This window comes from Vibrio sp. A37, from assembly GCF_059777565.1.
This window is the reverse complement of record NZ_JBLNLI010000003.1, coordinates 215,648-228,458: the sequence shown is the minus strand read 5'-3', so window position 1 is coordinate 228,458 and position 12,811 is coordinate 215,648. Positions and strand designations below refer to the sequence as shown.

The 12,811-nt window shown below is 40.7% G+C and carries 9 protein-coding genes; 4 read left to right on the top strand and 5 right to left on the bottom strand.

Annotated elements, in window-relative coordinates:
- Positions 1 to 530: 530 nt before the first annotated feature.
- Positions 531 to 1,247 carry a class I SAM-dependent methyltransferase gene (locus ACM2FC_RS07140; protein ID WP_498480205.1) on the top strand — a complete coding sequence of 239 codons (717 nt, stop codon included), beginning with the start codon at positions 531 to 533 and terminating at the stop codon, positions 1,245 to 1,247.
- Here the strand turns inward: ACM2FC_RS07140 and ACM2FC_RS07135 are convergent.
- The 4 genes from ACM2FC_RS07135 to ACM2FC_RS07120 form a co-directional block, all read right to left on the bottom strand.
- Positions 1,201 to 2,484, bottom strand: a complete 1,284-nt coding sequence (locus ACM2FC_RS07135; protein WP_498480204.1) for an MFS transporter — start codon at positions 2,482 to 2,484, stop codon at positions 1,201 to 1,203. The two genes, ACM2FC_RS07140 and ACM2FC_RS07135, sit on opposite strands and share 47 nt — an antisense overlap.
- Positions 2,456 to 3,181, bottom strand: a complete 726-nt coding sequence (locus ACM2FC_RS07130; RefSeq protein WP_498480203.1) for a PAS domain-containing protein — start codon at positions 3,179 to 3,181, stop codon at positions 2,456 to 2,458. Before ACM2FC_RS07130 ends, ACM2FC_RS07135 begins: the two co-directional genes overlap by 29 nt.
- Before the next feature lie 251 nt (positions 3,182 to 3,432).
- Entirely contained in the window at positions 3,433 to 5,586 is a 2,154-nt protein-coding gene (locus ACM2FC_RS07125; RefSeq protein ID WP_498480202.1) for a heparinase II/III domain-containing protein, read from the bottom strand.
- On the bottom strand, positions 5,586 to 7,751 hold the full coding sequence (locus ACM2FC_RS07120) for a heparinase II/III domain-containing protein (protein WP_498480201.1): 2,166 nt from the start codon (positions 7,749 to 7,751) through the stop codon (positions 5,586 to 5,588). The genes ACM2FC_RS07125 and ACM2FC_RS07120 overlap by 1 nt, the downstream gene beginning before the upstream one ends.
- 301 nt (positions 7,752 to 8,052) lie before the next feature.
- Here ACM2FC_RS07120 and ACM2FC_RS07115 point away from each other — a divergent pair, with 301 nt between their 5' ends.
- Both ACM2FC_RS07115 and ACM2FC_RS07110 read left to right on the top strand, forming a co-directional pair.
- On the top strand, positions 8,053 to 8,388 hold the full coding sequence (locus ACM2FC_RS07115) for a cupin domain-containing protein (RefSeq protein ID WP_498480200.1): 336 nt from the start codon (positions 8,053 to 8,055) through the stop codon (positions 8,386 to 8,388).
- 130 nt (positions 8,389 to 8,518) lie between these two features.
- Positions 8,519 to 9,778, top strand: coding sequence for an alginate lyase family protein (locus ACM2FC_RS07110; RefSeq protein WP_498480199.1), 1,260 nt, complete (start codon positions 8,519 to 8,521; stop codon positions 9,776 to 9,778).
- A 76-nt stretch (positions 9,779 to 9,854) separates the two neighbouring features.
- On the opposite strand, the gene ACM2FC_RS07105 is transcribed toward ACM2FC_RS07110, so the two are convergent.
- Positions 9,855 to 10,472, bottom strand: a complete 618-nt coding sequence (locus ACM2FC_RS07105) for an HAD family hydrolase (protein ID WP_498480197.1) — start codon at positions 10,470 to 10,472, stop codon at positions 9,855 to 9,857.
- 654 nt (positions 10,473 to 11,126) lie between these two features.
- Between ACM2FC_RS07105 and ACM2FC_RS07100 the strand changes: the two genes are divergently transcribed.
- A complete protein-coding gene (locus ACM2FC_RS07100) occupies positions 11,127 to 12,785 on the top strand; it encodes an APC family permease (protein WP_498480196.1) in 1,659 nt (552 codons plus the stop codon).
- Positions 12,786 to 12,811: the final 26 nt, after the last annotated feature.

Here is a 12,811-nt window from a genome sequence, read left to right as displayed (position 1 = left end):
TTTCGCAAGTTGCTTTATTAGCAAGAAAACGATTAGCAAAAAATAATTAGCAAGAAAAAAGCCCATTCTGAAGAATGGGCGAATATATAATATGATTACCCTAATTGAAGAGGCTGGGTAATAAAGTCAGTTGGCTATGTACAACACTCTTGAACAAAAGCATTGTGCTATATATGCTTGACGAAAACATACATAGCATGCGCTATAACCTAAAAAATTCTTCAAGCTAATAAACAACAGTGAGCATCATCACTCGTGTATATATGCAGCTGAGCACTTAAACAAACTATAGCAAATACAGTGATTTAAAACATACGGGTATTTCCCCTATATTTTGTTGGAATACGATATACATAGATTTGTTCCTCCTGAGCCTACAGCAAAATCGACTTCATCATACATTCATCAAATCTATCTAAATAGTGAAAAGATCGATTGATTTATTATCAGATTTATCTTTAAATTCACGCAAATTGTCACGCGACTAGGTGGCGACAGTAGTAGATCAGCACTCGAATACAGAGATAAAAATGAACTGTTTCATCCAAAAAAAGCATCTTTTGTCAGAAATTAGGAAAGGAGACTTTACCCACCCAGAAGGAAAGCATGCGGTAGACTTCGCGTTAAACAAAATCAACCTTAACAACAAAACTCATATTTTGGATGTAGGGTCAGGGCTAGGCGGGACCGCAGCAGAACTTAATAAATACTTGCCAACTATTGGTATTGATAAAGACCCAAATGCTGTCGATTACGCGAAGAAAAACTATGGCCAATGCGAGTTTATTATTGGGGACGTCATAGACGCAAGCAAACTCATTTCAGAACAGTTCGATCTTATTACTATTTTCTGTGCATTTTATGCATTTCCAGACCAACAATCCGCGTGTCACGAACTCGCGAAACTTTCGAAACCCAATGCCGATTTACTGATCTTTGAATATTCGTCAAATGGAACGTTTAATAAGGACCCATTCCATGACGACAAGGGAACATTTACACCGGTAAACTTAGCCGAAGTGGAAAATATTTTAGCTCCTTGGAAGGTAATACATACTTATGACATAACAGATATGTTTTATCGAAGCTACATGGAAACCATAAACACCATGGTGGCAAATCGGGCTCTACTTCGTTCAAAACATGGAGCGCTGGCCTATGATACAGTGCTCCATTCATTTACTCAGTTAGTAGAGTACTTTAATTGTGTAGAGCTTGGCGGCTGTTTGATACACGCCCACATTTAGCGATAGCGAGTACCGACACGACCAAAATAACATCAATCATAATTGCTGGGGTCATTAACCAACCCGTTTTATGGATAAGCCAAGTCGCAATAAGTGGAGAAAAACCACCAAAAAATACGGCTGGAAGAGTAAAGGTGAGGTTCATTCCAATACCACGAACACTAGACTCAAATAAGTCCCCTAGGAAGCTCAGAGCAATGGCGTCGATGATACCAATGAGTATTGAAAAAACGACGCTAACTACTGCCAATATGGTGTAATTTTGGTTGTTTATCATCAAATAGAAAAGTGCAGGTACGATAACAATCGCTATCGCCATTAAGCGCATGAGAACTTTGGAACCATCATATTTGATCAGTGCAATTCCCGTTAAAATAACGGTTGCGGTCATAATAGCAAGACTTACTGTATTAAAAGCAGAAGCGGTCAATTTAGGCACAGCTAGGAACAAGTGCAAATAGGTTGGAATCCAAATAAACATTAAGTAAAAAGAGATTTGCAAAGAAGCAATAACCAGAAAACCTTTTAAAAACTCCACTTTATGCCCAGTAATTAGCTGTAGGTAATCTTTTACATTTTGTTTTGGCTTCGATACCGTTTTGGCAGGCTCTAAAGTCATCAAATCCTTGCGTAACCAAATCAAAAACAGCAGAAGCGGGATGGCAATATAGAAAGGATATTTCCAAGCACCATTAATAATCTGTTGAGACGTTAGCAGAGAGTTCATCACGGTGACTGTCACAGACGACAACAACACACCAATTAACGAGCTACAGTTTACAAGTGCACAAGCCAGTCGTTTGAATTTGCTTTCAGAGTGATTGTAAGCAAAGGTAGCGGTTACAGGAAGCTCACCACCAGCCGCAAAGCCTTGAATCAACCGAGCAATAACTAATAGGACCGGAGCCAATATGCCGATTTGAGCGTAGCTTGGGATAAGTATGATAGCAATGGGAGGAATCGCCATTAGAAACATTGCAATCTTGGCAGACTTTGCAACTGAAGATAGATCGGAGAGCCAGCCAAAAAATAAACTACCAAAAGGCCTTGCTAAGTAACTTAACGCAAATACTCCGAATGTCTCGATTGCTGAGGACACTGGGTCCGTAGATGAGAAAAAGTGATGCCCTATTGCAGAATAAAGATAGGCAAACACTATATATTCGTACCACTCAAATACATTTGACGCCATGGTAATTTGAATTATTTTACGTAATTTTAATTTTTCGTTTATCATTTCTAATTAATTCCAACAAGACTACCCAAAGGTAATCATCTTTTAACTTATCTTGTTTTATCTTTCTTATATTTTCTTCCACCGTTCTTACAGATATTCCCATTTTATTTGATACTGACTTTTGACACCCATATAGTGATAAAAGTAGTAACGTTTCCATTTCTCTCAATGACGGTGCTTTTAAAAATAGGCTCTCTATGCCTAAATATTTTATAAAATATTTAATTGCGAGTTTATTTGATGAATAAAACTCAATATAAAGACGAAGTAACGCAACTCTATCAATGTTATCCGTAAGGCTTTCACTAAAAGTAAATATTGACGTTACTTTATCTGACACTCGACTGACCATTGGCTTCTTGATCATGTTTTGAACTCGAAGTGTTCCATCTTGACATGGAATAACTCGCATATTGTCGCGTCCAGACTTCCTACTATTGACAACATAATCATCAAGTAACTGAATTGCTAGCTCGTATTCACTGTGCCAGCGATGCTCAATTTTGCTGTTAAGCTCTTTGGCGTTGATACCCAACAAGTCGCTTTGCTTACTCAAACCAAATAATTCGATACACGTGCTATTGGCGTAAAGGTACCGCCCATCTGTATCTTTTAGTAGCACAGGGTTTGTCATCTGCTCAGCAAAGTCTACAACATCATCAATAACCGAATTGCTAACAAGCAAGTTATCTTTCACGATGATTCCATCCTACACACCAAAGAATGCCAAATACATAACCGAAAAACATATTTATTATTTATCAATGAATATGTGGTGGGCTATGATTCCATAATTTAAAGCATTTATCTACTTATCCTCTGCATTATATTTAGGGTTAATAGATTTCTCGCTAATCATTCTAATCGCCGGTCCGTAAAATAAAAAAGCCACATTCTCTATGAATATGGCTTTGGGTTATTTATTTTTTAAATAAATATTAGGAGGTTTTAATTCAGAAGAGAAAACGCTCCCTTCCAACTAAAACAATACCTATCCACTTTGACTTGATGCTCTGTCTCATCTGACGGGCTCTCTAAGTTGGAGACCCCCAACCTATAATTATTACCAGTGGTTGTCAGGATGTTAATCACCGTTGCTTCTTCAGTTTCAGCAATCACAGAGACAGATTTAACTAATCCTCGCGCACCAACAGATGCTTCCACTGATTCATCAAAATGACCATGAGTTTCTAGCACTGAGGCAAAAACATGTTTGCGTCCGCTTTGTCTTAGAATCAAAGCTGGCTCACTACGCAAATTGAAAGAAGGGTCATTTGCACCGGTTCGAGCAAAAATTACTTCAGAATTTTCTGTCGCGCTAGTAATCAAGCTGTAGTAGCTATTGTCATGTAACCAAGTAACCAAAGAGCTTGATTCTACTTTACCTGTACCCAACTTCCAAAGATGTTGATAACCATTATCTTCACCAAGTGGGCGAAGCGTTTTTTCTACTTGATATTCGAAGTCAGTGCGGATAATTTGTCCTGTATAGTGAACAGGCAAATCATACTGGTGCTCTTCACTCGCATCAATTCGGTAAAGATCAATAACTAACGGCTTTTCAAACTCTGCGATATCAGCAAGTAACACACGACGCTGCATATCAATCCCTTCATAATACTCACTGATTCCCGCGCCCATTCCTTGCAGTTTAGGATCATCGATACAGAAGAAATGCTTCTTACCAAAGTTGGCTTCAGCAGTCGCTGTATCACCAGCGTGCTGTGTTTTCTGATCGACAGTGACGGTGTTGTGAGCAACAGTCTGCTTACAGTAGCTTTTATTTTCAGGAATATAACGACCACCAAACTTAGGTTCGACATTCACCCAGCGGCCAAAACCGTAATCATGTAACACTTCGTGACCACGGTTAAATACGCTCAGGTGTAAGCCGTCGTAATGTCCATGATCTAATGCTGAATGGTACTGAGAATCCGAACCATGCTGACCGTACCACATCAACGCCATGGTATCGTCATCTTGTTTATCTCGGTGACGTAAGATACCCACCCCGCCTTTTTCTCCTTCAGGGCCATCACTCATAGCAAGGCTTCCCCAGAAGAAAGGACGAATTTCTTCAGCGCTTTCTACAGCTTTTGACAGCTTCGCACCTGAAGCGTGAACCCAAACATTTTGTTGGTGATTCGCCATACTGATCAACGTTTCAGTAGGCTCATAGCGCTGATAACAGGCACAGGTCGCAAGGATCACCCCTTCATCATTGATACTAATAGTTTTCGATGAATCATTAAGGGCTGGCAGCGTACCGTCAGGAAAAGCACTCGACATCACAGCGTAAGAGGTCGTTTTTATCACACTATTGTTGTAGTGATAGATATCTAATTCAGGTTGACGGCGCTCGATCGCTTCAGCAAACAAGAAGATTGGACGTAGGGAGAATCGATGGTAATACGGACCTTCCATATAATAACCATCAGGCGAAAATAGCTGATCGAGCTGCGCTAAAAAGCCACCGCTGACTCGATCTAACTTAAGCCCATATAGCGCTTTATCTACCGATTCTTGGTCATTAATTGCATAACCACAAATACCTACAGCAGCCACTGCCCACAGACCGTGATTGTGGACAATGTCGAAATCATGAGCATAAGTCACAACAAACATTTCGATCATCGGCTTAAACAAATCTGTTTCAATGAGGCTTTTTTGTTCTTGGTCGAGTGTATGATAAATGCAGCTGTATGCGCACGACGCGTAAAGCATCCACATATTTTCATTGAGAGTTTGATGAAAGAGTTTACCCGGAGGGTTAGAGTCCCGACTAACATTGCTCTCCATTGTTGGGTATTTTTTTGCGTACGCTGTCAGCATATCAACGATATAATCACGATACTGCTGTTTTTCCGTGATGAGGAAGAGCCGTCCCGCGATATCCATGTGAATATAGTTTTGTTTATGACGGTTGTGCTCGTAACCTCCAGCTTCACCATGCCCAGGAACTTCAATACCTACGTCTGATATGTACGTTTCAAGTTGATGAATATCGCGACTTAACGCTTTGCCCAATAAACTATCTTTACCCAGCTCTTCACGCATGGATGCCGCTTCATCAGCATTGATAAGTAGTGGTTGATAGCTCATTAGTTTGTCTCCTGAACGCGTGATTTAATATTTAGTGAATAGTAACCTGTCCAGCTGTACTCATCGGACTCTAGTTTGACATTGTGTTGAGTATCATCGCTCGCGTCAGGTTGATTGCTAACCATGACTGTCACTGTTGACTGATCAGTAGTGATTTCAACGACTGTCCCTATCTCATTGTGCCCAACAAGTTTGATGTCTTGGACAGAGCCTCGAGCTTTTACTGACTGTTCAAACTCTTCGTTAAAGTAGCCATGAGTTTCCACAACAGATGCAAACGCAGTTGTCTTGCCTTTGCTTCTCATGATGAATGCTGGTTCACTGCGCAGGTTGAAACTTGGATCATTTGCCCCAGATTGAGTGAATATAATTTCCTCATCCTGATTTGAACTGGTTCCCAACCAAGAATAGTAGGTATTGTTTTGTAGCCAGCTAACCAAAGCCGTGTCAATCACTTCGCCAGATGCAACCTTCCACAAGTGCTGATAGCCATAGTTTTCACCTAAAGTATCAAGTTCTGTAGACGTTTCGTACTCAAAATTAGTACGCACAATTTGACCATTGTACTGGTGAGAATAGTCGTACTGATGCTCTTTATCACCGTCACTATCTAGACGATAGATATCTAATAACAATGGCGCATCTAGCTCATCAAGTTGCAACATAAATACGCTGCGCTGAGCTTGAACTTCATCGTAATGCTCGTTAGCAAACGCGCTCATGCCTTTGGCATTATCATCATCGACTTTAAAGAAGTGAGGCAAACCATGAACGCCATCAGCTCGTTCGACATCAAAGTTATTTTGGCAACCTTGATCGATAGAAATGGCGTTATGCGCGATAGTCTGACGTGCATAAGATTTATTTTCATCTAGGTAACGACCACCAAATTTTGGCTCTACGTTAACCCAGCGTGCAAACGCATACTCTCTAAGAACTTCTTCTCCGCGATTGAAAAAAGTAATACCTAAAGTGTCAAAATGCCCGTGCCCCATACCGTGCTGGCCATAGTTCATCACCAACTGAGACACATCACCTGTTTTATCCTTCATACGGATAAAGCCCTGGGCACCTTTGTCACCATTTGGCCCTTCATTCAATTCAACACTTGGCCAGAAAGGAATACCAATCTGCTTACCTTTTTCCGTCGCCTCCTCATAGGCTCTAGATAAAGTTAGGCCACATGGATGCATCCATACCGCATCTTGGATATTGGCCATACCCAAAATGTTGTCATCAATGCCGTAATGCTGAGTATATAAACTCACCGCAACTTGCACACCCATATCCTTGATACTCATGGTTCGCGAAGCGTCATTTAAGGCAGGAAATTCTCCATTCGGGTAGGCAGTAGAAAGCATTGCTCTAACCGTCGTACCAATCACACCTTCTTTGTAGTTGTATATATCCAACTCTGGCATGTGGCGATGTAGCACCTCAGCAAATACACTCAGTGGTCGTATTGCATAACGGTGATAATACGGTCCTTCGATATAATAACCAGATGGCGCAAACAACTGAGAGATCTGCGCGAGGAAGCCACCAGTACCGTTATTGTCTAAGCCGTAAACTGCTTTTTCTAAATACTCTCTTTGACCAATAGCGAGTCCACAAATACCGACTGCCGCAACAGCCCAAATGCCATGGTTATGTATACGGTCGAAGTCAAAAGAATACTTTTCGGTGAACATTTCCAACATAGGTTCAAATAGCCTTTGCTCAACCATGGCTCTTTCGTCTTCTGTCATGGTCGATGCTACGCAACTATACGCTAAGCTGGTGAACAATAACCAACAATGCTCATTGAGAATTTGGTGGAACAAACGCCCTGTTGGATTAGTATTTTTTTGTACGTGATAATCGAAAGTGAGATATTTTTCCGCGTAAGTAAACAGCAGGTCTTTAACAAACTGGGCATATCTCTCATCTTGAGTCACCAAGAACAGTCTGCCTGCTAAGTTCATATAGGTATAATTCTGTTTATGGCGGTTATGCTCGTATCCGCCGGCTTCTCCGTGCCCCGGAACGTCTAAAGGCAAGCACATAAAGCGTTCAAGATCTTTTGTGTGCGCCGCAATGGTTTTACCCATTAAGCTTGATCGGCCCACCTCTTGACGTAATTCAACTATTTCATCTTTTGATAGCAACAAAGGTTGTACATTCATTCTATTTGCCATCCTCTCCATTAAAGTGAACGATCTTATAAACTTTCGATAAAATAATACAAATAGACAAAAAATCCCACCATCCACAATCAAAATGATGAGTAGAATCACAGTTATCGCTAAGCGTTTGATATCTATAAACCCTAGAAGTTCTGTGCTAGTTGAGTTAGATTAGCTTCATACACTAGGTCGACAATCATCACATTAATTAAATTATATTGTATTACTAATTATCCAAATCTTATATTCTGTCCTCACTCAAAATTAACAAATCTAATCAAAATGATTGTGGAGAGATTCAATGAATCCATTTTTTAACTCACAAGAGCACCCATGGGAAGATATAGGGGACGGGCTAAAACGCAAGATTGTTGCTTATACTGACGATCTAATGGCCGTACACGTATGCTTTGAAAAAGGTGCTATTGGCACGCCTCACACGCATGAAATTCACGACCAAATTGGCTATGTCGTTAGCGGTAGTTTTGAAGCAGAAGTCGACGGGCAAAAACAAATCCTGAAACCTGGTGATGCCTTCCTAGCTAAAAAACACATGCAGCATGGAGCAGTAGCATTGGAAGACAATAGCGTACTTCTAGATATGTTTAACCCAGCCCGTGAAGACTTTTTGAAGTAAGTAAACACTTACAAAAGAACACAATAACTATAAACACATTAAAGAACAAATTAATGCCTTGCAAACCACCCCATAGACTCGTTTGCTGGGCATTTTTTACAATAACGAAAGCAAACAAGGATAGTTTTGTATGAAAGTTAGACATAGTCTATATCTTATCGCCCTATCACTAAGTGCCAATTCTATCGCTGCACCATTTGTATTCTTAGAACCATCAACACTAGAGCAAAATCGGCAATTACTCACTTCAGAGCGCGCAAGTGAGTCAATGAAACAAGCTTACACTCGGTTGGTTGAGGAAGCAGATCTCGCGATGACTGATGGTCCATTTTCTGTTACTGATAAAGGTTTTGTTCCGCCAAGTGGTAATAAGCACGACTATATGAGTATCAGTCCTTATTGGTGGCCGGATACTAGCAAAAAAGACGGTTTGCCATGGATAAGAAAAGATGGCAAAACCAATCCTAGTTCAAAAACAAACGACACTGACTCTAAACGCATCGGACATTTTACCCGCTCAGTTCGCGCACTCGCACTTGCTTACTACTTTAGCCAAGATGAAAAATATGCTCAGCGAGCCGTTGAATATGTCAGAATTTGGTTTATTAATCCCGATACCAAAATGAACCCGAACGTAAACTATGGTCAAGGTGTACCAGGGGTAGCAGAAGGTAGACGAGGCGGAATCATTGATGCCCGAACACTGGTTGAAAGAATGTTGGATTCAGTGGCTATATTATCCCAGTCTTCATCATGGACACCTAACGACGAAGCCAATATCACACAATGGTACAGTCAGTATCTCAATTGGCTGATTGTCGATGACCTCTCAGGAGGGCCTAAAGGAGAAGCATACTCGGAAAACAATCACGGTAACTGGTATGATTATCAGGTTGCAGGTATTGCGTACTTCTTGGGCAATGAACCTCTTGCTAAGCAAATGGTTCAAAAAAGCAAGTTCCGCATTGATAGCCAGTTTAACAAAGACGGATCACAGCCCCATGAAGTGGCTAGAACCCGTGCCTACCATTACCACTACTTCAGCTTAACGCCTTTAGTTGGACTAGCACAAATTGGAGACAAAGTTGGTATTAATATTTGGGAATACACCAATAAACAAGGTGGCTCGTTGCTCGCAGGCATTCAGTTGATGGCGAAATACAACAACCCAGAGGCGAAATGGCCCTACACCCAAAAAGACAAGCGACGTCGTGTTGAAAGGATGACACCGATATATCTGCAAGCAGGTCTAGCGACAGATAACAGCTCATGGATAAAATTGGCCAAAGATGCTGACTTTAGCCAATATACTGTCAAAAATAATCTAGCTGAGGTTTGGGCCCAAAGAGAGATTGAACTCCTGTCACCACACGCAGGCGCATCAAGTTAGTTTGAAGCTGAAAGTAGATGGCTGTTAACTTTCACACCATCTACTTTTGGTATTTCATGCTCAATTTGAGAACGCTCTAGAACTTTATACCAAGCGCCTTCAATTCTATTTCACTTTGAAACACATCTTTAAATTGAATGGCATGTATACCTAAAGATTGTGCGCCCTTAACATTTGCAATCATATCGTCTAGGAATACCGTTTCTTCAGCGTTCAACTGATATCTGTCCAAAAGCTGGTTGTATATTTGTTGCGAAGGCTTTAAGCACCCTTCTTCTGCAGAGACAATTGCACCATCGAACAGTGGCCAAAATTCGTATCGCTGTTGCAAAAAATCGACAATTTCGACAACATTATCGGTAAGAGCAAAAATTTTGTAGCCCGCTGTTTTTAGTTTACAAAGTAAATCGTGGCTCCCATAAACTGGAATCAAGCTTTCTTTGATATAAAAAAACAACATATTGACTATGTTTGATGGTAATCCTAGCTGAGTTTCATACAGCTTCTTGGCTTGCTTTTCTGTCAATTTACCTTTGTTGAGTTCACTCCAGATTTCATTTTGGAAGATCAATGGTGCCATTTCACTCGCTTTAGAGTCTGCTCCAAACGTGAGTCGAGCAATCTCCAGCGGAGACCACCTAACTAAGACATTCCCTACATCAAATACCACATTCTTAATTTGACCTTTAGCCATAACGTTCCCCAAAATTTCATTAAAATTTAATTAACCTATCAATTAAATACCCTATTCGAGTAGGAATTAAAATAAACAACCTTACGAAGAATATATCCATTACAATCCAATCGTGAGCATTTATTTAGTTTATATATAACTAAACTCAAGAATTATAAATAGTACAAAGTTCGGAATAATTTTACGAAAAAATACAACAAATAGTCCTCCAAATTATTCCTATCTAGCTCTGGTACATCGTACGAGAAATACACTAGCATGTTGACACAACGCGATGCAAAGTGTTACGTTTCTGGCACTAAGCAGGCAATGATGCCAAACAAATTTCATATTGCAAGGAATGCGACAGCTATAAATAACACTGGTTGGAGACATAACTTGTACACTCAAATATAAATTCTACTCGCTCTTATTTTGAGCTGTCACATAATCATTAGCAGCAAATAAATCACAACAAATACCCTAGCTGCTATGCAGATAAAATAAATAGAAAAACTATTCACTAAAGACTCCATTATTCGTTGAGTCATATTTTTTACTTTCCAATAACGAGGAAAACAGCCACAGATTATTCGGTTGTTTCCGATCAATACGGCTTAGAGTACTACTCTACCGTGCAGACATAACATAATTACAATAAAGGACATACACTTTATGAGTATGAACAAATCCAAGGCTAGGCCCAAAAGAAGAATGGGGCTGGTTGCTCTAACAATGACAGGCATAGGTTCAGTGATCGGTTCAGGCTGGTTGTTCGGCGCTTATCACGCAGCAAAAATAGCTGGTCCTGCTGCAATTGCTTCTTGGGTAATTGGATGGGTTGCCGTCTTAATTGTTGCACTTACTTATATGGAAGTATCAACGATTTTTCCTAAATCTGGCGGACCTGTTCGCTATTTAGAGTTTACTCATGGTTCGGTTGTCGGATACATGGCCGCGTGGGCAACTTGGCTCTCCATTGTGACTGTCATCCCAATAGAAGCAGAAGCATCGGTACAATATATGGCGACTTGGAAGTGGCACCTTTTACAACCACTTACCAGTACTATCTTCGACATGCACACCCACTCTCTTTCGGCGTTTGGTTTAGCGATTGCAGCTGTTCTAATGATCATCTACTTCTTGCTAAACTTCTGGAGTGTTAACCTATTTAGCAAGTCCCAAACAGGCATCACTATCTTCAAGATGTTGGTTCCAGTCATCTGTGTCACTTCTATTGTTCTCGCTGGCTTTCATCCCGGTAATTTTACAGCGGTAAACCACTCATTTGCACCTTATGGCTGGGCTGGAGCGTTAACCGCTGTTGCAACAGCAGGGATTGTCTTCGCATACAACGGTTTTCAAAGTCCTATGCACTTTGCTGGTGAGTCAAAAAACCCAAAACGTGATTTGCCATTAGCCATCATTTTTACTCTAGTGTTCGCTCTTATTCTATACATAGGATTACAAGTGAGTTTCATTGGAGGTATAGAGCCCTCTGATCTAGCGAAACATGGTTGGAGCCTTGATTTTAATTCTCCGTTTGCCCAGTTGGCCATTGCCCTAAACCTGAACTTAGTTGTACTTCTTCTTTATATCGACGCCTTCGTTTCTCCAACTGGCACTGGTATAACATACATGGGAACGACAACTAGAATGTTGTTTGCGATGAGCGAACACGGCCATATGCCAAAATGCATGGCGAAGCTGCATTCAAAATATCACATACCACGTGCTGCTCTTTGGACAAACCTAATCATCGGTTTTATTTTTCTCTACCTATTTAGAGGGTGGGGACAACTGGCTGGCATTATCTCGGCAGCAACAGTGGTAACCTATATCGTAGGGCCGATGTCTGCAATGTCGCTACGCAAGATTGCACCAGAGATAGTAAGCCCTATCCGCCTCAAATATTTGAATATTCTAGCGCCACTTGGTTTCGCCATTTCATCAGAGGTTCTGTATTGGTCTCGTTGGCCGCTGACAGGCAAAGTCATTATTGTGTTGCTACTAGGCTTCGTTATCTACGGTTACTTCCAGACCAAACGCGGTTGGTTTGGTATTCGTAAACATGTGACTGCTAGCTTATGGATGCTTTGCTATTTCTTGGCAATGATGATTCTTTCTTACATTGGCAGCAGCCAGTTTGGCGGTATCAATATCCTGCCGTTTGGTTACGGCATGGTTGCTGTAGCGTTAGCAAGTTTGGTGTTCTTTTATTGGGGAGTAAACTCCGCTTGGCGCACTCAACTACTGGAACAGGAGCTAAGCGAGCCAAATGAGTTATTTAATACAACTAAAGACAGTAACACACTTAAAACACAAGCTAGCTAAGTTTCACAATTAGAAAATCTTAACCT